General features: G+C 43.3%; 19 protein-coding genes. 11 read left to right on the top strand and 8 right to left on the bottom strand.

All coding sequences use genetic code 11. The features are described from left to right. Positions 1–199: 199 nt before the first annotated feature. Positions 200–919: a 3'-5' exonuclease gene (locus tag LIN78_RS00095; RefSeq protein WP_227177302.1), complete on the bottom strand. Its 720-nt coding sequence runs from the start codon at positions 917–919 to the stop codon at positions 200–202. Next, positions 910–2,652 carry a CBS domain-containing protein gene (locus LIN78_RS00090; protein WP_227177301.1) on the bottom strand — a complete coding sequence of 581 codons (1,743 nt, stop codon included), beginning with the start codon at positions 2,650–2,652 and terminating at the stop codon, positions 910–912. The genes LIN78_RS00095 and LIN78_RS00090 overlap by 10 nt, the downstream gene beginning before the upstream one ends. A gap of 447 nt (positions 2,653–3,099) precedes the next feature. Between LIN78_RS00090 and LIN78_RS00085 the strand changes: the two genes are divergently transcribed. From LIN78_RS00085 to LIN78_RS00055, 7 genes are all read left to right on the top strand, one after another. Continuing rightward, the gene (locus LIN78_RS00085; RefSeq protein ID WP_227177300.1) at positions 3,100–3,984 is read left to right on the top strand and encodes a LysR family transcriptional regulator; all 885 of its coding nucleotides are present in this window, start codon (positions 3,100–3,102) and stop codon (positions 3,982–3,984) included. A gap of 100 nt (positions 3,985–4,084) precedes the next feature. Then, positions 4,085–4,891: an alpha/beta hydrolase gene (locus tag LIN78_RS00080; RefSeq protein ID WP_227177299.1), complete on the top strand. Its 807-nt coding sequence runs from the start codon at positions 4,085–4,087 to the stop codon at positions 4,889–4,891. A gap of 62 nt (positions 4,892–4,953) precedes the next feature. After that, positions 4,954–5,874: a LysR family transcriptional regulator gene (locus tag LIN78_RS00075; protein WP_227177298.1), complete on the top strand. Its 921-nt coding sequence runs from the start codon at positions 4,954–4,956 to the stop codon at positions 5,872–5,874. Between the two features lie 348 nt (positions 5,875–6,222). Then, entirely contained in the window at positions 6,223–7,839 is a 1,617-nt protein-coding gene (locus LIN78_RS00070) for a methyl-accepting chemotaxis protein (RefSeq protein WP_227177297.1), read from the top strand. A 283-nt stretch (positions 7,840–8,122) separates the two neighbouring features. Further along, a complete protein-coding gene (locus LIN78_RS00065; protein ID WP_227177296.1) occupies positions 8,123–9,739 on the top strand; it encodes a methyl-accepting chemotaxis protein in 1,617 nt (538 codons plus the stop codon). Between the two features lie 158 nt (positions 9,740–9,897). Next, positions 9,898–10,392: a dihydrofolate reductase gene (locus LIN78_RS00060; RefSeq protein ID WP_227177295.1), complete on the top strand. Its 495-nt coding sequence runs from the start codon at positions 9,898–9,900 to the stop codon at positions 10,390–10,392. Positions 10,393–10,420: 28 nt separating this feature from the next. Further along, positions 10,421–10,909 carry a hypothetical protein gene (locus tag LIN78_RS00055; protein ID WP_227177294.1) on the top strand — a complete coding sequence of 163 codons (489 nt, stop codon included), beginning with the start codon at positions 10,421–10,423 and terminating at the stop codon, positions 10,907–10,909. On the opposite strand, the gene LIN78_RS00050 is transcribed toward LIN78_RS00055, so the two are convergent. Further along, the gene (locus LIN78_RS00050) at positions 10,906–11,628 is read right to left on the bottom strand and encodes a phosphatase PAP2 family protein (protein WP_227177293.1); all 723 of its coding nucleotides are present in this window, start codon (positions 11,626–11,628) and stop codon (positions 10,906–10,908) included. The genes LIN78_RS00055 and LIN78_RS00050 overlap by 4 nt on opposite strands. A gap of 60 nt (positions 11,629–11,688) precedes the next feature. Next, entirely contained in the window at positions 11,689–13,632 is a 1,944-nt protein-coding gene (locus tag LIN78_RS00045; RefSeq protein WP_227177292.1) for an LTA synthase family protein, read from the bottom strand. A gap of 231 nt (positions 13,633–13,863) precedes the next feature. On the opposite strand from LIN78_RS00045, the gene mnmC reads away from it, so the two are divergent. Next, positions 13,864–15,864, top strand: a complete 2,001-nt coding sequence (gene mnmC / locus LIN78_RS00040; protein WP_227177291.1) for a bifunctional tRNA (5-methylaminomethyl-2-thiouridine)(34)-methyltransferase MnmC2/FAD-dependent 5-carboxymethylaminomethyl-2-thiouridine(34) oxidoreductase MnmC1 — start codon at positions 13,864–13,866, stop codon at positions 15,862–15,864. A gap of 63 nt (positions 15,865–15,927) precedes the next feature. Here mnmC and LIN78_RS00035 read toward each other — a convergent pair whose 3' ends face one another. The 4 genes from LIN78_RS00035 to LIN78_RS00020 all read right to left on the bottom strand — a co-directional run bounded on the left by LIN78_RS00035 (position 15,928) and on the right by LIN78_RS00020 (position 20,236). Then, positions 15,928–17,199 carry an O-acetylhomoserine aminocarboxypropyltransferase/cysteine synthase family protein gene (locus LIN78_RS00035; protein WP_227177290.1) on the bottom strand — a complete coding sequence of 424 codons (1,272 nt, stop codon included), beginning with the start codon at positions 17,197–17,199 and terminating at the stop codon, positions 15,928–15,930. Between the two features lie 113 nt (positions 17,200–17,312). Then, positions 17,313–17,645, bottom strand: a complete 333-nt coding sequence (locus LIN78_RS00030) for a metal-sensitive transcriptional regulator (protein WP_227177289.1) — start codon at positions 17,643–17,645, stop codon at positions 17,313–17,315. Then, positions 17,632–17,841, bottom strand: coding sequence for a heavy-metal-associated domain-containing protein (locus LIN78_RS00025; protein WP_227177288.1), 210 nt, complete (start codon positions 17,839–17,841; stop codon positions 17,632–17,634). The genes LIN78_RS00030 and LIN78_RS00025 overlap by 14 nt, the downstream gene beginning before the upstream one ends. Positions 17,842–17,881: 40 nt before the next feature. Continuing rightward, entirely contained in the window at positions 17,882–20,236 is a 2,355-nt protein-coding gene (locus tag LIN78_RS00020; RefSeq protein WP_227177287.1) for a heavy metal translocating P-type ATPase, read from the bottom strand. 262 nt (positions 20,237–20,498) lie between these two features. Between LIN78_RS00020 and LIN78_RS00015 the strand changes: the two genes are divergently transcribed. The 3 genes from LIN78_RS00015 (at position 20,499) to LIN78_RS00005 (ending at position 25,309) form a co-directional block, all read left to right on the top strand. Continuing rightward, positions 20,499–22,421, top strand: coding sequence for a PrkA family serine protein kinase (locus LIN78_RS00015; protein WP_227177286.1), 1,923 nt, complete (start codon positions 20,499–20,501; stop codon positions 22,419–22,421). Between the two features lie 84 nt (positions 22,422–22,505). Beyond that, positions 22,506–23,780: a YeaH/YhbH family protein gene (locus tag LIN78_RS00010; RefSeq protein WP_227177285.1), complete on the top strand. Its 1,275-nt coding sequence runs from the start codon at positions 22,506–22,508 to the stop codon at positions 23,778–23,780. A gap of 11 nt (positions 23,781–23,791) precedes the next feature. Continuing rightward, entirely contained in the window at positions 23,792–25,309 is a 1,518-nt protein-coding gene (locus tag LIN78_RS00005; protein ID WP_227177284.1) for a SpoVR family protein, read from the top strand. The last annotated feature ends 54 nt before the right edge of the window (positions 25,310–25,363 follow it).

The following is a 25,363-nucleotide window of genomic DNA, read 5'->3' as shown; positions in this document are numbered from 1 at the left end:
CTGATATTGCAATGCAACAGCATTTATTTATTGTTTTTCAATGACTTACAAACCATTTTTCTAATTTTAAAAAATAATTAGCAAGCTAACACCATCGAAAAAAGTTTTTTACCCGTACAGAAAACAACCAAAGCAAGAGGTGCTTAGCAAGCGAAATTTATACTTCGCTTACAAACAAACTAAGTACAATTAGAACGAGTTAAGACATATAGTAACGAGCGAGTGCTCTTTGTTTATTGGCTAACTGCAGCACATCATTTCCCGTCAAACAATCTGCCGGCAATCTAGGTTGCAAGGCCAGCCAAAGCAAACTCGTTGCCCATGCATCTGCGATAGCATGATGCCGAACAAACACATCGATGCCAAATACGGTCAACCAATCATCAAGCGATTTACAGTGTTTAGCATGCTCAGGGTAAACGGCAGGGGCAAGCCATGCCAAATCTAGCCAGACCTGATCTAACTGGATACCCAATATTCGCTTGCAGGCGTTTTGTAACATCAAGCGATCAAATTCCGCATGAAAACCTAGATGAAATTTTGATTGGCTGAAAGCTAAAAAATTAAGCAGTGCCTCAATTGGGTCTTCGCCATTTTCTTGCTGCGTTCCACTGATGCCGTGAATCAGAATATTGCTATGACTACTAGCTTCTTCTTGCCTCAGAATCGCCTCGAAACTAGCATCTGGAGAGACACGCCCACCCACACCGGCAACCGAACCAATCGAAAGCACCCGATCATGCTTTACATCTAAGCCAGAGGTTTCTAAATCTGTAGATACCCATGCCTGCTGGCGCCAATCTGTCGGGAAGTCTTTGATCGCATGCATCGCTATTAATGAAGAAAGACGAGAAGCCTGCTCTTCAGTTAATGATGACGCCTGCTTGTCTTTTCTTTTAAAGAGAGAGATTAAAGACATAGGCCACTTTCAAGTTGCATTCGCTTCGTCGCAAACTCTAATAGTTTTCTGGCCTGTCTAAGTGCTTCTTTTAGAATCCGTACATCTAAATCATTTAAACCAATCACCTCGTCACGCCCCTCTTCTGAACGAGGATTAGACAAAGGTAGCAGCCAAAGAAATTGGAAAGCCTCGCACCAAGCAGATACAGTTTCTGTTGGCCAACGTAGCAGCTCACCCACCGCACTCAAGCGCTCTACGGTATTTGTCGCACTGACGTTTTCTAGTGCAGCAAGTATCCGGCTGATATAAATGAAGACTTCCAATCCTTGTTGGATTAACTTTGGATGAATCGCTGATTCTGCAATATTCAGTTCATTACTTTGCGTTGATAGCGTAGAGAGAATCTGTGGTGCTTGCTCAAGTAGCAATACCGAGGACTGTGCTTGAATCTGTCTTGCTATATCAACATTACCCATAATCCAGCGGGCATCTGTCGGTATCGTTTGTAGTACTGCGTCTAATTTCATTAGCTGTATCTGCGAATTTGACCAGCCGACAGCCGCTAAATATTCTGATAGATGGTCAACCCAGGCCATCAACAATTTTTCTTGGCGAGTATCGTTCAATACTAGAAATAACGCGGGTGCCGTCCCAACGGATACTTCTTGACGTCCATGCTCATCACCTAACAACCATACAAACCCAATATCGTCATGGATGTCTTCTGGCTTGGTGATGTGTAGTATTCTGCGAACCAATGGATCCGTTAGTGCCACCATCCCCCTAGCTAACTGCCCTGCAGTTACCCCTTGCGCCAACATATTTTGTTGTAAGGTATTTAAATCTTGCTGAATTTGCTCGAAATCATCCACTGCATCTGCATGTGCAATCGTTTCAGCTAGCTGATTTAGACTGACACGTTGTAAACCAAAAAGATCTTTTTCAGATACAACGCCAGTCAACTGAGCATCATCAATCACTAATAAATGGTGAATCCCATGTTTTGCCATTGTCACTGCAGCATCAAATGCTCGGTGCCAAGAAGGTAGATGCACTAGTTTAGTCGACATGTGATTGGAAATGGCTGTATCCAGATCTACACCATCAATCGTGATGCGCAATAAATCATTTAAGGTAAAGATTCCCTTTGCAGCACCAGCCGCATCCACCACAACCATTGAGCCAATCCGCTTTTGCCTTAAGGTAATTAAGACTTCTCTTAATGAAGCATGTGGGAGGCAGGTAATTGGCGGGTGAGCCACTTCTTTTAGTGGGATATCTAGCGTTTGTCTGACAACGTGACTAGCGTAGGTCGTTTGAAGTCGTTGCCGAGATAAATCGAGCAAATGGGCAATTCTTCTGGTACAAAAATCCTGAAAACGCTGAGACTTGGCACGTAGCTCATGAAAATCAGGCGCGGCAAGGTAATAACAAAAGCAATCGGTTTCGGCTCGGAATGTGCTTAACGTTGGCCTTTGTCCTAACAATGCCCCGAGCGGAAATAATTCACCATGTACTAATGCATGCAATGCGGCATTACGCGCTGTATCTTCAGACTTTACCGTTCCTCTTCTGACAATAAAAAGACCATCAGGAACAGAGCCTGCAGATAAAATAATGCTGCCAACAGGAAAATAGCGGACACCTAGGCGCTGAATCAGCCAATGAATATCTTCATCAGGCATGGCATCAAATGGGGCGTGTTGCTGCAGGTCTCTCGCAAGCTCTGCTAGCAAGCTGGGGGCTGTCATTACGTGTCTCCAATTGTTTGCATACTGGTGGCAAACACAGCTATAGGTGCTGTTTATATTCTTTAATATATATTGCTATTATTATTTAAAATCAATAATACCCGACTATCTTTTGGGCAAATAACGTTAAATGATTTAAATAATCAAGCGAATTGATGTCTTTCAGACTACAAACTTGCTATTCTAATAAGCTATAACTATAAATTACCTACAGAATGTGGTTGCCGCTCATCATTCGTCGATTGCTTAAACAGCAAACGTACTCTGGCAATCTCTCGTTTATTCATGACAATAATCATTAGAAAAGTTGTGATGTATAAAACGGGCTTGATCTGGTTTAGGTTGGTATATCCATCAACCGGCTTACCCCATTAATCATTTACCCAATGATGATTACTTTCTACCAGACATTCGCTAGGATCTTCTCTGGATTAAGGAGTTGTAGAAGTGGAACTCTATCAGTTACGTACTTTTGTTGCGGTTGCTCACCATGGCCACCTAACAAAAGCTTCTGAGGCACTACATTTATCCCAACCGGCAGTAACTGCTCAAATTAAGGCGCTTGAAGAAGAGCTAGCTGTCCCGCTATTTTCACGTACGCCTAACGGTGTTGTACTCACCCCTGCTGGTCAAGAGTTAGTCAAAGATGCTGAGCGTGTCCTCGGCATGGCAAGAGATATGCGAGGCAAAGCTTTGCAATTAAAGATGGAAGTCTTGGGCAAGCTAACCATCGGTACAATTTTAGATCCGGTTCTTATGCGGATTGGTGGATTGTTCAAAGGTGTAAAAGAACGTTTCCCGTTACTTGAACTACAAACCTGTCATCAAGCTTCCGGACATGTACTCAATAATGTACGTAAAAAGGAATTAGATTGCGGCTTTTATCTGGGCAACAACCCCTATAGCAACGTTTTTGCGTTGAGATTAAGTGAACTAGATTTCTCTGTGATTGCCCCACCTAATTGGGAAGCGGAATTAGACGGCTTAGATCTAGATTCATCTGATAAGGTGCCTTGGGTAGCTGGTGGCCCTTTTACTGGCTATGAAAAAATTCAACAGGAATTTTTCCGCCAGCACAATTTATCGCCACACAAGAACATTGAGGTCGATCATGAGTCTAGTATTATCGCGACAGTCACTGCTGGCGCAGGTATTTCGTTGCTTCGCCATGAAGTTGCAGTGAAAGCAGAAGCCGATGGCTTACTAAAAATTTGGCACCCTCACGCCATTACAGCGCATTTATCTTTTGTGACCCACGTTGATCATCGTGATGAACTCATCATGCGTTCAATGTTAGAAATCGTAAAAAATGAATGGGGTATTCACCCATAATTGACTCTCACCCTTGCTAAGGTAAGCGTCTTTCGTCTGTAATGTCGAGATTGCTATCAGTCTACTTCAGATAAAGAAAATTACCTTAGAAAGGGAAACCGTGAATATTGCTGATCTGGAAGTGCTTCATCAACCTGCCCAATCTGCAGATAGTCATCTCCCTCCCATTTTATTTGTGCATGGTGCGTATTGTTCTGCTAGTTGCTGGCAGACTTATTTGATGCCATGGCTAGCTAAACAGGGTATCGAGAGTTACGCGGTGAGTTTGCCTGCGCATGGACAAAGCAAATCACCATTACCACTCCCCTTTTTATCGATTGAAGATTACCGCGATGCAGTACTCACAGTAGTTAAGCACTTACCCTCGGCGCCAATTCTTGCCGGTCATTCGCTTGGCGGCGCAGTCGTGCAAGATGTACTGTCACAATTGACTCTACCGGGTGCGATTTTAATGGCGTCAGTGCCACCTAGTGGGCTAGCCGCATCGAGTGTCCGTGTCATTGGTCAACAACCAGATGTGTGGTGGCAACTATTGCAGCTTCAATGGGGCGTACTAGATGCAGAAAATCTAGCCGTTTTAAGAAAAGGATTGTTTACTAACCATCTGCCTGATGAGGTCTTACATAGCTATATCCCTATGTTCCAACCAGAATCTACTCGTGCATTATGGGATTTATCTTTATCAGGATGGATTAATAAACCAAGCCTAGCGCACATCCCCGCCTTAGTAATGGGCACCAGTGAAGATGCCTTGTTTACGCAGAATGAAGTAAAAGAAACGGCAGAACGGTTTGGCGTAAGTCCGATTATCTTTAATGAAATGGGGCATGCCATGATGCTCGAACATAATTGGGAACTCGTTGCCACAACCATCGCTAACTGGGTAAAAACCACATACGCTGTCTGATGATTAGAACTATGCATATATATTGATATAATCAGTACAAATTCTAATCACTCATTGTAGACATGCTCGAGATAAAACATCTTCGCCTTATTCAAACGCTCTCGGAAACCGGCACGCTATCTGCTGCGGCTAAGCGTCTATTTTTAACGCAATCAGCCCTTTCGCACCAAATTCTGGCGTTAGAAGAATATTATGGCTTACGGTTATTCGAGAGAAAAAGCCAACCACTCAAGCTGACGGTTGCTGGTAAACGGCTATTACAGTTGGCGAATGTGCTGCTATCAGAAACCGCCATTGCCGAACGTGACCTAGCCAGGCTAAAAAGTGGTAATGCTGGTGACTTACGTATTGCGGTGGAATGCCATACCTGTTTCGATTGGCTAATGCCTGCGATGGATAAACTACGTGATCATTGGCCAGAAGTAGAGCTAGATATTTTGTCTGGTTTTCATACAGACCCCGTTAACTTACTTAGTGATGAAAAAGCAGATGTCGCCATCGTCACAGAAACCCCAGCCAAAACAGGCATCGTCTATTACCCGCTGTTTAGTTTTGAAATTGTGGGCTTAGTCGGTAGACGTCATGCGCTAGCTGGCACCACGCAACTAAATGCAGATGATTTTGCGAACGATACATTGATTACCTACGCCGTTCCAGAAGCGTTAATTGACCTCATCCAACAGGTGTTAAAACCAGCCGGGTTATCTGCCAACCGAAGAACGACCGAATCTACCGTTGCGATCTTACAGCTAGTCGCTAGTCGGCGTGGTTTAGCTGCGCTACCAAACTGGAGTGTGCAACCTTATGTTGACAGAGGCTACGTATTAGCCAAACGTATTGGTGAACAAGGGTTGTGGCGAAACCTCTACGCTGCAACTTGGCAAAGCTTTGGCGAACAAGCGTATGTACAAGATTTTATGAATATTATTCGTGAAGTAGGCTTTCAATCGTTAAAAGGTATTCGCGCCATCGAATCCACTTAAGCAAATGAAAAGAATAGAATTTTTCTGACAAAACTTGCATTCTTTCGTCATTTCTGTCCATTTTTTAAAGATTCCTGACGAAAATTTACAATAGCCTCCTTGTAAACCCCCTATCGTTATTGCCTTGCGAATACCCACACATGTGTGCTTATATAAATTAAGTTGTGTGGGGTCCTGCTCCTATTTTCGAGTTACTAACTAGCGAACACCCAGCCCTAAAAGCTAGTCCCTTGAAGAAAAAAAGTATCAATATTTTTTTCCAGTTTCACCAGTCGGACCATTGAAAATAAAGATTTAGCAGGTGTAGCCTGTATAAGTCGGCACATAACCACTAAGGGGATCCGTTGTATGAGCATTGCCAAGCGCATCATCATTACTCTAGCGATCGCATTAATTTCGCTTATTTTTGTCGGTGGTTCAGGAGTGATTGGCCTTCAAACGACGAATGCCAATGTTGCTTACATCTTAGACAACACCTTGCCAAGTTATGAGGCATTAGACAAAGCGAATGCTAACTTCTTCAATGCCAGAACGATTGTGCTGCGTCACGTCATGGAGATGGACACCGCAGTTCAAACCAAACTCGAAAAAGAACTGGAAGATAACTTTAAACAGTTAGATGAAATTCTAGCCGGTTACGAAAAAAACCTTGTCTCAAATGATGAAGACAAAAAACTATTAATCGCCGATCGCAATGCGGTATCAGCCTACAAAGTAACCATCGCCAAAATTATCAAAAAATCCCAAGAAGGGATGTTTGATGATGCAAAACAAATTATTGCCAAAGAAGGATTACAAAGTGGCAATAATTTATCAGAAGCGCTTCGTAAACACGTTGATTACAATAAAAAGCTAGCTGCAGATCAAAAAGAAAAAGCAGGTACTACTTACCACACGGGGCTGTTCATAACTTTGGCAGTAGTGATTGGTGCCGCCATTATTACCCTTGGTTTTGGTTTCCAATTGTTTAGAACAATTTCTAAAGGGTTAAACCATATCCGTGAAACCGTAAATACCGTTAGCCAGAACCTAGACTTTACCAAGCGGGCGCCAGCCTCTGGCAAAGATGAAGTCAGCGAAACAATCAAGGCATTTAATGCATTACTCGAGCGTTTGCAATCTAACCTAAAAGCAATTCAAACAGGTGCCAGCCAAGTCGCAGAGAATGCAAAACAAATGACTTCTACAGCTAGTTTGTTATCACAAACAGCGATGACACAAAGCGATGCGGCAGCGAATGTTGCTGCCACCATTGAAGAAGTAACCGTCAGCATTAATCATGTCGCAGAAAGATCAGAAGAAGCACTTTCTCTTGCGCAAAACTCCGGCAAACTAGCTAAAGAAGGCTCAAAAACAATTTCTGATACGATTACTGATATCCGAACAATTTCTTCAACCGTTAGCCAAACCTCTGGCACGATTAAAGAATTGGAAACACAAGGCGCGCAAATTGGATCGGTTGTTGCAGTCATTAAAGAGGTTGCCGAACAAACTAACCTGCTAGCGTTAAACGCAGCCATTGAAGCAGCACGAGCAGGCGAACAAGGCCGTGGATTTGCGGTGGTAGCGGATGAAGTACGTAAGTTGGCCGAAAGAACGGCCACATCCACGCAAGAAATCGCAAGTACGATTGAATCTATGCGCATAAAAACACAGCAAGCTACCCAACAAATGGAAGCGGCTGTGAAGTTAGTAGGTAATAGCGTGAATCGTGCAGATAGTGCAGATCGTGCCATCGAAGATATTGGACATGCATCTGTAGAAACCAGCACGATGGTTGGAGATATTGCCGATGCCATCCGTGAGCAAAGTGCTGCAAGCACCAACATTGCCGTTCAAATTGAACGAATTGCTCAAATGACGGAAGAAGCAACCACCTCTGCAACACAAACAGCAAGCAATGCAAATGAACTCGACTTGCTTGCCAACAAGCAGATGGAAATTCTTGCACAGTACAAACTCTAATCCTGTTTAAATAGCCTCTAAAAAGCCCAGTTGTACCGACATCCCCGTCGGAAAACTGGGCTTTTTTCAATCTTTGCATTCGTCTTTCCGACCGCACAAAACCGTAAACATTCGTTTTTCCGAATAAACATGCTAACGATTAGGCTTCGCGTTTAACGCGCTTATAAGGCTGGCGCGGATGTTGGCAACGTATATTCATTAGGCACATTACTTGCTTTTATTTCCCCAACCGTAATCAGTATTGACTGATTAGTCATTCGTTCTATCTGGGGAGAGTCAAAGAATGAATATTAAAAAGAAAATCTATTTCAGTTTTGCCATTGCAAGTGTTGGCTTGGTTTCCGTCTGTGGAATGGGGCTATGGGGAATCAACCAATCTAACAATAATATCCAGATCATTTCGAATAAAACATTACCTGGCTATGACACCCTAAGTAGTGTGGCAACCAAATTCAATCGAAGCCAAGGGCTAGCCTTGCAACATGTGCTTTCGATGAACTCTACCTTGCAAGATAAGATCGAGAAAGAACTAGACATCACGTTTAAACAATTACAAGAACAGCTAAGTATTTACGATAAAGACTTTAGTAGTGATGCCGAAGACAAACAGTTAACCAAACAAGATATTGCGCTAATCAATCAATATCAAAAAACCATTGGTGACGTGTTAGAAAAGTCTAGAGAGGGACAGTTTGATGTCGCCCAACAAATGGCCGTCGCAGAGGGAAGCCAAGCGGCAGAACGCGTACAACGCGCGCTGGAAACACATATTAAGCACAGCAAGCAAATAGCGACAGCGATTCAAGAAAAAGCGAGTAATACCTTCTCTCAGTCGCTAACACTGATGATCTCTGTCGCAGGGATATCTATTCTTGGCGTACTACTGATCGGATGGGCATTATCTAGAGCAGTCAATCATGGGCTGGCCAGCATAAAAGAAACTATTGCAAGAGTAAGTCAGCATAAAGACTTTACCCAGCGCGCAAAAATTGTAAGTAACGATGAAATTGGCGAGACCATTCATTGGTTTAATCAATTAATTGATTCTCTTCATGCTAACTTAAAGAGTCTAAAAGAAGGTGCGCAACAAGTTGCAAGCAATGCTAATCAATTACTAGACACCGCAAAAGTTCTTTCTGCTAATGCACATCAACAAAATGAGGCCTCCAATCAAGTAGGAGATACGGTGGAAGAACTGACCAACAGTTCTGGCCATATTACTAACCGAAGCCACGAATCCCTTTTACTTGCCAAGCAATCAAAAGAAATGGCTGATGAAGGTGTGAATACGATTAATCACACCATTCAAGACATACGTCACATTTCCACCACCATCAATGAAACCTCTTCGTCGCTCAAAGCATTAGAGCTACAAAGTAATCAAATTGGCACTGTTGTTGCGGTCATCAGAGAAGTAGCAGAGCAAACCAACCTACTAGCGCTCAATGCGGCCATTGAAGCCGCCAGGGCTGGTGAACAAGGCAGAGGATTTGCAGTGGTCGCTGACGAAGTCCGTAAACTAGCCGAAAGGACCGCCACGTCTACACAAGAAATCGCTCTAACGATTAGCACGATGCATGCACATTCCAGTTCTGCAGTTCAACAAATGGATAAAACCGTGCACTCGGTGAATGTCAGTGTCGAACGAGCAGATCAGACAGAATCGGTCATCATCCAAATTGGTCAGGCTGCAGATAAAACAAGTGCAATGGTGGAAGATATTTCGGAAGCCATTTCGGAGCAAAGCAATGCCAGCACAGAGATTGCAATTCAGCTGGCTAAAATCAAAGAGATCACAGAAAAGACCAGTAATTCGGCAGACATGACTACTGAAAATGCGAATCAACTAGATGACCTCGCGAAACGTCAAATTGAAATTCTTGCTGGATATCAACTCTAACAAGTCCTGAAATTGGCAGTGCGTTGTTGCTGTTGAAGTAGATTCAGCGGTAACGACGCACGAAAAACGTGATGTATCCTCAAAAATGCGAGAACAACATAGTAAAACGCATCGTAGTATATAGTGTTCCCACCCAGTTTCCGGTAAGCTATTTGGCTATGAATACAGCTAAAAAACCACGACTGACCTTAATTGCCGCCATGGCTAGTAACCGTGTCATTGGCATTCAAAACCGCTTGCCATGGAAATTGTCTGAAGACTTAAAGTACTTCAAAAAAATGACGTCCGGCCATACAGTTATTATGGGTAGAAAAACATTCGATTCGCTAGGTAAGCCACTGCCAGGACGAACCAATCTAGTGATTACGCGTAATATGGCATGGCAACATGAAGGCGTCACCGTTTGTCACGGATTAGAAAAGGCTCTTTCTGCATGCCGAGGCTTAGATCAGGTATTTGTAATTGGTGGTGCTGAACTTTATCAGCAAGCGTTGCCGATTGCTGACGAACTACTGATTACCGAAGTACAGTTATCTCCAGAGGGAGATGCATTTTTCCCTGACTTTAGCCAATCTGGCTTTAATGAAGTACAGAGAGAGTCTCATGTCAGTGATGATGGCATTCACTTTGACTTTGTCTGCTACCATCGGTAATCGTTTTTCTGACAGAAGTTTGTAGCGAATGAACACAACCTCATCTACCCCTACTTGCAGCCGATTCTATGCAATTTCTACGTTTAAATTGCTAGTGATGTATATATGTACATTAGGGTTTTATGAGGTTTATTGGTTTTATAAACAATGGGAAATGATTAAGCAGCAGGAAAAAAGCAGTGTCATTCCTATTTTAAGAAGTATTTTTGGAATACTATTTTCCTACCCTTTGTTTAGAAGAATTCAATTGGCGCAAGAAGCCAATGAGCAGTCTGTGCCGCTTGCAAGCATGTTCTGGTGCGTCATTTTGATCTTGCTAAATGCGACCATGGTTCTAGCTGGCCCGCTTCGCTTCCTTACCTTCTGCTCAATCTTGCCGCTACTAGTAGCGCAAGCAGCAGCCAATCAAGTAAACCATACCAACTTTCCTGAAATGCCAAAGAATGACAAATTTAATCAAATTGAAATTGTCATTGTGATCTTTGGCATTTTTGTTTGGCTAACCTCATTTGCCTAAATCGCTGAAATATTGCTTCGCGATTGCTTAATCTCATATCGCCCGATAAATAACCAATACAATATCAGTATCACCACCCAAGCGACCCAAGCAGACCAAAAGTTATGGGACACAAAATGGGCGCCTCTTAATACTTGCCCCGCCCCCATTAGCATGCCTAGACCAAATGTCGCGACAAATGTACTAACGGCAGCAATTTTTGATTTCTTTCTCGCTAATAACACGAGAGCCATTAAACCAAACCCACCAGAAGCATGTCCGCCAGGGAAGCATCGCCCTAATTTTGTCCCCGCTGGTAGTGATTCAAACAAGGTGATATGCGGAATTGCACCACCGTAGCGTGTTGAGTCCCAAGGGCAAGGTCTTTCACTATAATGCTTCATCACTCCAACAACCGTTGGCACCAAAAGCAAACTAGCAAGTAAAAACCCCACTGTCCTTCTTTTTTCATTCGCCAAATGCTTTGCAACACCAGGACGTATTAATCGAATAACTAGCCATGCCCCCCACATGAGTAATGCGTATTTCACCCACTTGTGCATAACAGTCTCTAAAAACCATTGATCTCGTAGGGGAAAATGCTTGGTGATGGGATCAAAAAACCAATCACTAATCATTGTATCTAATGGTGTTAAGTCAAAAAGACTAATCAGCACTAGCGCAGAGACAATCAATACAATGATTTGCTTGATGTAAAAGTGGTATGGGGATTTTTGCATGTTGTTCGCGTTAATTTATATAAAGACAAAGGGCAGCTTTCGCTACCCTTTGTTAGTTTATCACGGAGTATGCCTTGATAACTTTCGTCTAAATACCTCGCTTGCGCCTTGGTACCAACTAACCGCTTCTTGAGCTAGTTTTGGATCCACTGTTTCAGGTATAGCGCTCCCATCCTCAAAATTTGGCTTTACTTGTTTTTCGACTTGTTTAGGAGACAAGATGGCCATTTGCCCATTTCGAATCAAAGCAACGTCTTGGTACGTACCCAATAACAAACGCTCGCGTCCTGGCTCTAATTGGTACATATCGTAGCCAAAGAAATGGCTCGTATAATTAAAATTGAGTAAGCCTAGCAAGGTTGGTGCAATATCTACCTGCCCCATTAATCTTTCCATTTTGCCGGGTTGAATATGCTTAGGTGAATAAATCAACATCGGAATATGGTAGCGGTTTAACGGAATAGAAGTTTTACCCGCACTCGCCGCACAATGGTCTGCAGTAATCACAAAAACAGTATTATCAAACCAAGGCTTTTGACTAGCACGCTTAATAAAATCACCAATTGCCCAGTCTGTATATTTCACCCCACCTTCTCGCGATTTGCTCTTAGGCGAAATATCAATACGACCATCTGGGTAGGTAAATGGGCGATGGTTACTGGTTGTCATGATATGACTAAAGAATGGCTTTCCATTGGCCACGGCTTTATCCATCTCACGCAGCGACAACGTAAACAAATCTTCATCTGCCACTCCCCAGACGTTCTCAAAGTGAATATCTTTATCCGTTAGAGAGGTACGATCGACAACACGATAGCTATTTGAACTAAAGAACTGGTTCATGTTGTCAAAATAGCCATAACCGCCATATAAGAACTGACTATCGTAGCCTTTTTGTTTAAAGACATAACCCAATGAGAATAGGTTTTCATTGTCAGGACGTCTCACAATACTTTGGCCAGGTGTCGGCGGTAGGGCTAAAGATAGCGCCTCTAAACCGCGGACGGTGCGCGTTCCTGATGCGTACAAATTAGTGAACAGCAAACTTTTCTTCGCCAAATCATCCATCACAGGGGTGATGTGCTGATTGTTACCAAAGGTATCCATAAAATCAGCGGACATACTTTCAATAGAAATCAGCACCACATTAAGACGCTTTTCAGGCCCATCATGCTTGATTTGACGAGCCAAATTGTATGGATCGTTACTAACGAAAGTTGCCTCAGGGGTTTTTAATAGCGTTCTTAATTGCTGGAAAACAGCAAGGTTTGGGCGGTTGCTATAGAAAGTAGCGTAATCGAGTTCGTTATTTAGGTTTGCAGCGAAAAACTCATAAATACCATTCCCTGCAAGCTGATTTGTCACCGCATTCTCTGATAAGTCTTTGTATTTATTCGTGACCAAGTAGAAAGAAGCCACAGGCAACAATAGCAACACTACCGCCACTTTTGTGCGCTGTAAGTAATTACTTTGGCTATCAATGACGGATGATGAAATCGCCCGTTTAACAGACCACCAAAGCGCAATCGCAATCAGCGTTAATCCACTTAGAATTTTACCGACCGGATAGGATTCTTTAATGTTTTCAATGACTTCATGGGTATACAGTAAATAATCTACCGCAATGAAGTTAAATCGTGAACCGAACTCCCCCCAGAACACCCATTCCGAAGCTGCGGTAAAAATGAGGATGTAGCACATCACGATAAAGCTTACGTGTAGCCATACCTTCTGTAGCTTGGAGTGATAAATTTTTTCTGGAATTAACCATAAATAGATGACTAGCGGCACAATAAAGTAACTCACCGCTACGAGATCATAAAAAAGTCCAATACCAAATACTTGCAGCAAATGCAGTACAGACCAATCCATGTCTTTATGGGCATCGCCTAACAGCGCAATTCGTGTGATAAAGGAAACACCGATTATTAGTAGTGTCAAAACAAGGACAGGACTAAAACGATGTCGGAAGATTGGTCGATCAAACCAGCTTATATTCTTCATTCAACAAGCCTCTTTTCAGAGAATTCTTTTGGTGTAAAAGCCAAAAGCGGTGAGCAGAAATTTTATCAGCGTGCATGATGCCAGCTAAACCTTAAGTCAACCTTAAGGCTAGAACAGGAATGCTTAAGATTAAAAAGTAATCTTTAAAAGATGTTTGATGCATATCGAATATTCGGTTTTAGGACACGTTATAATTCGCCTCATTCCAGCATATAAGTAAAGACAAGCAAGATGAGTATTGTCGAGTGGCAAGATGGCCAACCGTTTTCCACCCAGTTTGGGGATGTCTATTTTTCGCGCGAGTCCGGTTTAGAGGAAACACGCTACGTCTATCTCGACCATAATCAACTCAGCAGCCGATTTGCAGCACTCAAATCGGGCGAGCATTTTACCATTGCAGAAAATGGTTTTGGGACAGGCCTGAATTTTCTCGCCGCTTGGCAACTCTGGAAACAAAACGCACCGAAAGACGCCTATCTACATTTTGTCAGCACCGAAGCTTTTCCATTAAGCCTAGCAGAAATGGAACAAGCAGCAGAGGCTTGGCCTGAATTAAAGCAAGAATACGCAGCGCTTATACAAACTTGGCAATCTTTCGCAACCGGTTTTCATCGCTTACACCCAGGTGCTAGCAATCTAACGCTGACACTATTAATCGGCGATAGCAATCAAACACTTCCTCAACTAGATGCAGAAGTAGATGCTTGGTTTTTAGATGGCTTTGCCCCAGCAAAAAACCCAGAAATGTGGTCTGAAGCAGTAATGCAGCAAATTGGACGTCTCACCAAAATAGGTGGGACCTTTGCCACCTTTACCAGCGCAGGATTTGTTAAGCGAGCACTTCAAGCACAAGGTTTTGAAGTCCGTAAAGTATCGGGCTATGGCAGAAAACGGGAAATGATCTGCGGTCAGCTGACAGAAAAAGTCACCCCTAACCTCAGCTGGACTGCGCAATATAGACATTTACATGCCCAACCTATTGAACACCATGCCATTATTATTGGTGGTGGTTTAGCCGGTTGTAGCTTGGCACATTCATTAGCAAGACGCGGTTGGAAAATAGATATTGTAGAAGCAAAGTCATCACTTGCCAGCGCAGCGTCAGGCAATGCCGCCGGTGTACTCTATGCCAGACTAGCCCCAAAGATGGGCACATTGGCGCAACTGATTCTAGGTGGGCTTCAATATAGCCAACGTTGGGTAAAGCAATGGCTCCCCTTAGAAAGTGCAGAGGGCGAAAAGCAATGGTCACCCTGCGGTGTGATTCAACTAGCGTTTAATGAAGACGAAACCACTCGGATAGCCGGATTATCCGAACTTGGGTTTCCTGATAACTTAATGCGCACCATCTCAAAAGAAGAAGCCTCTCAAATCGCAGGTTTGCCGATTGAACAATCGGGCCTTTTCTATCCGCAAGCAGGCTGGGTACACCCACCCTCTCTTTGTCACGCAGCCGTTTTGCACGACAACATTAGCATTCACTTAAACACAAAGATTTCTAAACTCCAGCACTCTGCCAATGCATGGACACTATTTCAGAATGAAATACCGGTGCTTTCAGCCCCAATCGTGATCCTTGCCTGTGCCAATGATGCACTTCATATTGAAGAAGCTGCTCAACTACCTATTCGAACCTTAAAAGGTCAGGTGAGTTATTTGCCAGCCACAGCGGAAAGTGAAAAGTTAAACACCGTAATTTGTGCAGAAGGCTATCTAGCGCCAGAGAGAAATGCACAGCATGCAATGGGGGCAACATTTGACCCTCATGCCACCGATTTATCCATTACACATTCTGCACACCTAGAAAATCTAGACACATTAAGTGGATTAAGTAAAACGGCATTTGATGCACTAGCAGGCGAACAATTAAGAGAGCAGCTTAACAATGATCAATTACCTGCAGGAATGGGCGGAAGAGCCGCATACAGGGCGGTAACACCAGATTACACGCCAATCATTGGGCCAATGGCAAACATGGATTCCATTATTACGAGTAAAAAAATTACCCAGCCTTTAAAGCACTTTAGCCACCAAGACATCCCATGGCATACAGGGCTTTTTGCGAGTTTAGCGCATGGTACCCGCGGTTTAATCACTGCACCAATTGCCGCAGAGGTCATCGCATCCTTTTTAATGAATGAACCCTGTCCGGTGCCAACCGATCAACTCGTTGCCATGCAACCCACTCGGTTCCCACTGAAACCCAATCCAATTCCGAGATCATCAGACTAAACATCAAAAAAATAGGCTCTTTAAAAGAGCCTATTTTTTCATCAGCAGTTTTTGATCATGCCACTAACTAGCGGCAAGTGCCTGATCAAGATCCGCAATAATGTCATCGATATGTTCAATACCAATCGACAATCTCACCATATCTTCTGACACGCCTGCTTTTTTTAGTTCATCAGGATTTAACTGGCGATGGGTTGTCGATGCTGGATGGCATGCTAATGATTTTGCATCACCAATATTGACTAATCGCGTAATTAACTGCAATGCGTCTTGGAATTTACCACCTGCCTCACGCCCACCTTTCACACCAAAGGTAAGCAGACCAGAGGCTTTTCCACCAAAGTAGCGATCAATCAATGGCTTTGATTCATGGTCAGGTAAACCAGCATAGTTCACCCATTCCACTTTTGGATGGTTTTGTAAAAACTGCGCAACTTTCGTTGCATTCTCTACATGTCGATCCATGCGAAGAGCGAGCGTTTCTATGCCTTGTAAAATCAAGAAGCTATTAAATGGAGAAATTGCCGCACCCATATTACGAAGCGGAACAACACGAGCGCGGGCAATATAAGCGGCATCACCTAATGCTTCTGTATACACGACACCGTGATAAGAAACATCTGGCTCATTTAGCCGTTTGAAACGCTCTTTGTGCTTGGCCCAAGGAAATTTACCGCTATCCACAATTGCGCCACCAATACTCGTACCATGGCCACCAAGGTATTTGGTGAGTGAGTGCACCACAATATCTGCACCATGCTCAAATGGGCGTGTTAAGTACGGCGTTGGAACGGTGTTGTCGACAATTAGTGGTAAACCATTTGCATGGGCAACATCAGCAAATGCAGCAAAATCCACCACATTCCCTAATGGATTACCAATCGACTCGACATAAACGGCTTTGGTACGATCATCGACCAAGGCAGCTACTGCGGACGGGTCTTTATAATCGACAAAACGAACCTCAATCCCATACTGTGGCAGGGTATGGGCAAATAAATTGTAAGTACCACCATATAGGGTACTTGTCGCAATAATATTGTCACCTGCTTCAGCAATCGTCTGAATGGCGTACGTAATTGCCGCTTGGCCAGAAGCTAATGCTAAGGCACCAATCCCACCTTCTAACGCAGCCACCCGTTGCTCTAGCACTGACGTAGTTGGGTTCATAATGCGAGTATAAATATTACCCTGCACTTTTAAATCAAATAGGTCAGCACCATGCTGTGTGCTATCAAAGGCATAGCTGGTCGTCTGATAAATCGGTACCGCTACTGCTTTGGTCGTTGGATCAGGATCATAACCACCATGAATCGCTAATGTATCGAACTTCACCTTCAGGTCTCCTTATTATCAAATGTCAGTGACATGGAGACACTCTAGCATGCGGATAATTTAGCTCAAAGTCATAATGGTCATGTCTTCATAAGAAAAAAGCATATTCAGAACTAACGAATCCAACGCTCCATCACCTGAAGTAATTCTTGCACGGCAGCCTCGCCTTCGCCCTCTTGAATCGCCTTACTCACACAGCCTTTTGCATGATGTGCCAACAACTCTTTGGCAATCGCATCTAGTGCAGAATGCGCTGCACTGATTTGTGTCAGCACGTCAATGCAATAACGATCATCCTCAATCATGCGAGAAATACCCCGCACTTGCCCTTCAATACGATTTAGCCGCTTGATGAGCTTATCTTTATTGTCGCGCTGCGTGTGTTTAGTCGGCGTGCTATCACAACTACTGCATCCAACTTCGTTTTCCGTCTTATCGGATGACATCAAAACCCGCATCCTCAATGGCAGAAACAACCGAATCTAAAGTGGTACTCGAATCATCTAGTGAAAATTTCGCTTCTTTCGCCTCTAGACTCACAGACACACCACTCACACCGGGCTGCGCTTCTAACACACGTTTTACACTTGCCACACAACCACCACAGGTCATGCCATCTACAGTTAATTTCAGCGCTTGCATGATATTTCCTTTCTCATTTCAAATTTACACAGGCAACCTATCAAGGACGCCATCTCTTTAATAACAACGCATTACTCACCACGGAAACAGAGCTTAACGCCATGGCAGCAGCTGCCCAAATCGGATTCAACACGCCAAATATTGCCAAAGGAATACCGATCATATTGTAGATAAACGCAAAAAATAAATTTTGCTTCACTTTGCGCATCACCGCCCTAGACAATTGAATCGACGACGTTAATGCCCCTAAATCATGTGTAGATAAAGTCACATCACTGGTTTTTTTTGCAATATCTGAACCACTCATCACCACAAAACCAATATCGGCCGTCACTAACGCAGGGGCATCATTAATCCCATCTCCTAGCATGCCAACTTTTTGTTTTGCACGTTGTAACTGCCGAATCAGCTCAGATTTTTGTTCCGGTAATAATTTAGCCTCTACCCGATCAATGCCTAATTGTTTAGCAATCGCATTCGCTGTTTTAGGGTCATCGCCAGTTAACATCACAACTTGAATGTGCATTTCCTTTAGTGATTGAATCGCCGCCAACGTACTTTCACGTACTTGATCCCTTAATGCGATATACCCCAAGCAGGCATCTGCATCTTTGTTCACCAGTTCAACAACCGTCGCCCCCTGTTCTCTTGCCGAATGAATAAACCGATCAGCCATCTCATTCTGGCCAATCACTGCAGCTTTCAGCTCAAAACAGCGATCTTCATCTAACCATGGCAGACGCCCAGAGATGCCTTGCCCAGCAATCTGAACCGCATCCCGAACGGCAAGCAGAAGTAGGCCTCTAGACGTTGCAGCGGCAACTATCGCATCAGCAATTGGGTGATTGGCATGCTGTTCCAAACTCGCGGCAATCTGAATCATCTCATTCTCAGTCAACCCAGGTTGAACTAAGAAAATACCATCCACCGTTGGTTTTCCATTGGTTAATGTGCCCGTTTTATCGACAGCAATTGTAGAAATTTTACCCGCCATTTCCAAAGCAACGGCATCTTTAAATAACACACCAAATTTTGCCCCTTGCCCCAATCCCACCATCATTACCGTCGGGGTAGCTAACCCAAGAGCACACGGACATGCAATCACTAAAACAGATACCGCAGGGATAATCGCATCATGCCAATTACCATGCCAGAAACCAGAAATCAAAAACGTGAATAAACCAATGAGGACAATCACAGGAACAAACCAAGCAGCAATCTTATCTGTCAATTGCTCAACCGGCGCTTTCGACCCCTGTGCAGATTTCACTAACTGAATAATGGAAGCTAATCGTGTTTTACCCCCCACCGCAGTCGCTTCATAAGTCAACCCGCCATGTTGTAAAACAGTACCAGCAAAAAGCGTCTCACCCACCTGTTTTTCAATTGGTAAACTTTCACCGGTTAACATTGATTCATTCACTAGCCCTGTACCATCCAACACCTTGCCATCCACAGCCACTGCATCACCATTACGTAACAACAATCGCTGGCCAACTTGAACCGTTTCAATAGATTGTTGTAGCCAAGATTGAGAGGAATCATCCCAACACATTGCAGTACTAGGTTGTAATCCCAACAGCGCTTGCAACGCTTCCCTGGTTTTTCGCTTGGCATTTTGCTCTAACACTTTACCTAGCAATACTAGGGTAATAATCATGCTACCTGCTTCAAAATACCCATGAGGGTTATCTTCACCCAACCATAGCCACAAAGAATAGCCATAAGCCACACTCGTACCTAGTGCAACCAACACATCCATGTTTGCCGCACCATTTTTAAGTGCATGCCATGCGCCACGATAGAATCGACTACCGATTGGAAACTGAACCAAGCTGGCAAACAACCATTGTGCCCAAGCAGGCAACATCCACATCATTTGCCCAGACAGCATCGCCAACATGCCAGGAATAAACGGCAATGTGAACAATACAGACAACAATAAGTCACGATTTTGCCGCCAAAATGGTAATTCGACGGACTCCTGCCCTATCACCGTAAAACCTGCTTTTTTCAGTGCTGCTTCTAGTTTAGGAATCTCAAGAAATCCATCAATCCACGTCACACTCAGCACGCCGTCTCCAGCATGAAGGTCGAAATTTTGATAGGAAAAATCGGCTAATACCTTTTGAATACGCGTTGCAGCAGAGGCTTCATTCAAACCATCTATTGACCACTGTTTAGTTGCGACCTTTACGCCATATCCAGATTTTTCGATAAGGCTAATCAAAGTGGGCAATGGATATTCCTCTGGGTCGCATGTAATCTCTGCAGACTCATTGGCATAACTAACTGAAATCGTTAAATCTTTTTGTCTTTTTAAGACGCGTTCAATTCGTCCAGCACATGCAGCACATGTCATGCCTTCAATGGGAAGAGAAACTTGCTGATTCATTTCAAAACCTCTTTTCTATACACCACCAATATACCCCCACAGGGTATATTTGGCAAAATATCTTTATCGCACACCCTCAGCACAACAAAAAAATTTACCAATGTAAAAATTGAAGTTTTGCTACAAATCCTGTGTCGTACTCCTCCTTTTTTTATTTACCTGTGCTATACATCAATCAAGCAAGCAAAGTTTTAAGGGAATTAATTTGAAGTAAGAAGGACTAACTAGCAGGTAACCCACGTTTTCATACGAGGAGAAAGCCATGGACATCTTCAGCAGCATTTCCAGCCGATTTGATCGGACTCGCGAAGAAGAATACAGTCTTGAAGAGTATCTCAATCTCTGCCGGCAAGACCCCATGGTATACGCGTCTGCAGCCGAGCGTATGCTGAAAGCAATTGGAGAGCCAGAGCTAGTCGATACGCGTCAAGACCCTCGCCTTTCTAGATTATTCGCCAACCGCTTAGTCAAAATTTACCCAGCCTTTGCCGATTTTTATGGCGCAGAGGATGTTATCGAACAAGTTGTTGCGTACTTCCGCCATGCGGCTCAAGGCCTCGAAGAACGTAAACAAATTCTATATTTACTCGGCCCTGTTGGTGGCGGCAAAAGTTCTATTGCCGAAAAACTCAAACAGTTAATGGAGCTCGTTCCCTTTTATTCATTAAAAGGCAGCCCAGTCAATGAATCACCTCTTGGTTTATTCCAAGCAGAAGAAGACGCCGCCATCCTTGAAGAAGATTACGGCATTCCAAAACGTTATCTGAACAAAATCATGTCGCCATGGGCGGTTAAACGCCTGCAAGAATATGGCGGAGATATTCGCCAATTCCGAGTAGTCAAACGTTATCCATCTATTCTCAGACAGGTCGGTATTTCAAAAACTGAGCCGGGAGACGAAAACAACCAAGACATTTCCTCTTTGGTTGGTAAAGTGGATATCCGTAAACTAGAGCACTACTCTCAAGATGATCCCGATGCTTACAGCTACTCAGGAGGCTTGTGCCTATCAAACCAAGGTTTGATGGAATTTGTAGAGATGTTTAAAGCACCAATAAAAGTGCTGCATCCATTACTAACTGCAACACAAGAAGGTAACTTCAAAGGGACAGAAGGCTTTGGTGCGATTCCGTTTGATGGCGTTGTACTTGCTCACTCAAACGAATCCGAGTGGAAATTATTTAAGAACAATAAAAATAACGAAGCTTTCCTCGATCGTATCTACATTGTCAAAGTGCCATATTGCCTGCGTGTGACAGAAGAAGCCAAAATTTACGATAAGCTCATTCGTAACTCGTCACTATCGAAAGCACCTTGCGCCCCTGGCACATTGAATATGATGGCGCAGTTCTCCGTATTAACACGGCTAAAAGAGCCAGAGAACTCAAGCCTTTATAGCAAAATGCAGGTATACGATGGTGACAACCTAAAAGACACTGATCCTCGTGCTAAATCCATGCAAGAGTATCGTGATTATGCTGGCGTTGATGAAGGCATGACAGGGATTTCGACTCGCTGGGCATTTAAGATTCTGTCCAAAGTATTTAATTACGATCATAGTGAAGTCGCTGCAAACCCAGTCCACCTGCTTTACGTCCTAGAAAGAAGTGTAGAGAAAGAACAATTCCCGGCTGAAATTGAACAACGCTATATCTCCTTCATTAAGGAATATTTAGCAGCGCGTTACGTAGAGTTTATTGGAAAAGAAATCCAAACGGCTTACTTGGAAAGTTACTCTGAGTATGGTCAAAATATTTTTGATCGCTACGTCACCTTTGCCGACTTCTGGATTCAAGATCAAGAATATCGTGACCCAGATACAGGTGAAAGCTTTGATCGAGCCTCTCTAAATAACGAACTAGAGAAAATCGAAAAACCAGCAGGCATTAGTAATCCAAAAGATTTCCGCAATGAGATCGTTAATTTTGTATTACGGGCAAGAGCAAATAATGGCGGCAAAAACCCAGTCTGGACGAGCTACGAAAAACTACGTGTTGTGATCGAGAAAAAAATGTTCTCTAACACAGAAGATCTCCTACCTGTCATTAGCTTTAACGCAAAAGCCAGTGCAGAAGATCAAAGTAAACACGAAAACTTTGTGAACCGAATGGTAGATAAAGGCTACACCGCGAAACAAGTCAGACTGCTATGTGAATGGTATCTACGCGTTAGAAAATCTTCATAACGCCTATGGCAAACCTGTACTAGTCACCCGCGCCAGCAAGGCATCGAAAGATGCCTTGCACCAACCTCGGTAAGGAGTAACAGGATGTCTTACGTCATCGATCGGAGATTGAATGGACGGCATCGTAGCGCCGTCAACCGGGATCGTTTTTTGCGCCGTTACCGCCAACAAATTAAAGATGCGGTAAACGATGCCATCAAAAATAGAAGCATCACCGATATTGATCATGGTGAAAATGTCTCTATTCCAGTAAGAGATCTCAACGAACCAACATTTACCCACTCTCATGGTGGTATATGGGAACGTGTACACCCAGGAAATGAAGAATACCTTAAAGGTGATAAATTCAATCGTCCACAAGGCGGCAGCGGTGGTGGAAGTGGAAGCGGAGAAGCCAGCAATGAAGGGGAAGGAGAAGATGGTTTTCAGTTTCAAATCAGTAAAGAAGAATTTCTTAACTTCTTATTTGATGATTTAGCCCTCCCTAACTTAGCCAAAAAACAGCTACAAAGTATAGAAGAATCAAAACCAGTGAGAGCAGGATTCTCAACCGACGGCACGCCAACCAATATTCATGTCATTCGCTCGTTAAAACAAGCAATGGGAAGAAGGTTAACGCTTGGCGCACCAATTCGTGCGCAATTACATGCGTTAGAAGACCAACTAGCTGAAGTACAAGAAGATCCAGAAACCGCCATCTGCGAAGCAGAAGAGGATGGTATCAGGCAAAAAATTCATTTACTTGAGAAAAAACTCGACTTACTACCCTACTTAGATCCATTAGATCTACGTTATAGCAACAAAACGATGCAACCAAAACCAAGTAGCAAAGCGGTGATGTTTTGCATTATGGATGTGTCTGGTTCAATGGATGAATCCAGAAAAGAAATGGCAAAACGTTTCTTTATTTTGCTCTACTTATTCTTAAAGAAGACATACGACAAAATTGAATTAGTTTTCATTCGGCACCATACACAAGCAAGTGAAGTAGATGAAGAAAACTTCTTTCATTCACGAGAGACTGGCGGAACTGTCGTTTCCAGTGCACTAAAGATGATGCAAAAAATTATCACAGAAAGATTTTCTTCAGGGGATTGGAACATCTATGGCGCACAGGCATCCGATGGAGACAACTGGGATAATGACTCGCCTGTCTGCAGACAACTATTAGACGAGAAAATACTGCCATCTACACAATACTTTGCATATATAGAAATCACAGATGGACCGGAACAAAACCTTTGGCATGAATATGTAAAACTGGCAGAAAAACAGCCTTACTTTGCCATGCAAAAAATCAGAGAACCCGGCGATATCTATCCCGTATTTCGAAAACTGTTCGAGAAAAAACAGGCGTAGCGCGGAGGTGCATGATGGAAGCCATTATAAGTAAGAAGCTACCTAACCCATCTGACTGGACATTCGAGTTAATTGAAGACTATCACCAAGCGATCAGGGCAACGGCAAAATCATTTAAGTTAGACACATACCCCAACCAACTAGAAATCATTACATCAGAACAAATGATGGATGCCTATGCCTCAGTTGGGATGCCCGTCAATTATCATCATTGGTCTTTTGGAAAGCACTTCTTAAGCACCGAGAAATCATACAAACGCGGGCAAATGGGGCTCGCTTATGAAATTGTGATTAACTCAAACCCATGTATCTCCTACCTCATGGAAGAAAATACAATGACGATGCAAGCACTCGTCATTGCCCATGCGGCCTACGGACATAACTCTTTCTTTAAAAACAACTACTTATTTCGCACATGGACAGATGCATCCTCAATTATTGATTATCTTGTTTATGCTAAAAACTTTATTAGCGGCTGCGAACAACGGCATGGCATTGATAAAGTGGAATATTTGCTCGATGCCTGCCACTCACTAATGAACTATGGCGTAGACCGCTACAAACGCCCACAAAAACTCTCGTTAGCGCAAGAAGCAGCAAGGTTGGAAGAACGAGAGGCCTATTTGCAAACACAAATCAATGAACTATGGAGAACATTACCGAGAAGTACGGTTAGCAATGTCTCACATGAGGAAAGCAGATACCCGAAAGAGCCGCAAGAAAACTTATTATACTTTTTAGAAAAGAATGCTCCTCTACTTCATCCATGGCAAAGAGAGATCATTCGCATCGTCAGGAAGCTTGCTCAGTACTTTTATCCGCAAAGACAAACGCAGGTAATGAACGAAGGATGGGCAACCTTTTGGCACTACACCATCCTTAATACCATGTACGACAATAGACTGCTAGAAGATTCATTCATGATTGAATTCTTACAGTCACATACCAATGTAGTGTATCAACCACCAGTAGATAGTAAATGGTATTCCGGTATTAACCCATATGCGCTCGGCTTTGCCATGTATAAGGATATTAAAAGGATTTGTGAAAATCCAACTGATGAAGATAAATACTGGTTCCCTGATATCGTTGGCACAGATTGGCTAACCACCTTAGATTTTGCCATGCGCAATTTCAAAGATGAAAGCTTTATTGGACAATTTCTATCCCCTCACCTCATTAGAGAGTTTCGGCTATTTAGTGTATTAGATGATGATCAACAAGATAAGATTGAAATCAGTGCCATTCACGATGAGTCTGGTTATCGCTATGTCAGGCAGAAGTTAGCGAGCCAATACAACTTATCTGAAAATGAACCAAATATTCAGGTATGGTCTGCTGATATTCGTGGAGACAGAAGCCTAACACTACGTCATCAGCAACATAATCGCAGACCATTGGGGAATGGCAGCCTGCAAACGTTGCAACATTTAGCAAATTTATGGGGATTCCCAGTACATCTGGAAAGCATTGATACAGATGGAGGCATTCGTTTAAGTCGGTCTGCCTTGCCACAGGAGTTGATATAGCGCGTAATAAAAATAGATCACAAGCTAAAATACAAAAAGCGCCAAGCCAAATGA

This window comes from Leeia speluncae, from assembly GCF_020564625.1.
GTDB lineage: Bacteria > Pseudomonadota > Gammaproteobacteria > Burkholderiales > Leeiaceae > Leeia > Leeia speluncae.
The sequence above is the reverse complement of the archived record's forward strand: the minus strand, read 5'-3'. Positions and strand labels throughout refer to the sequence as shown.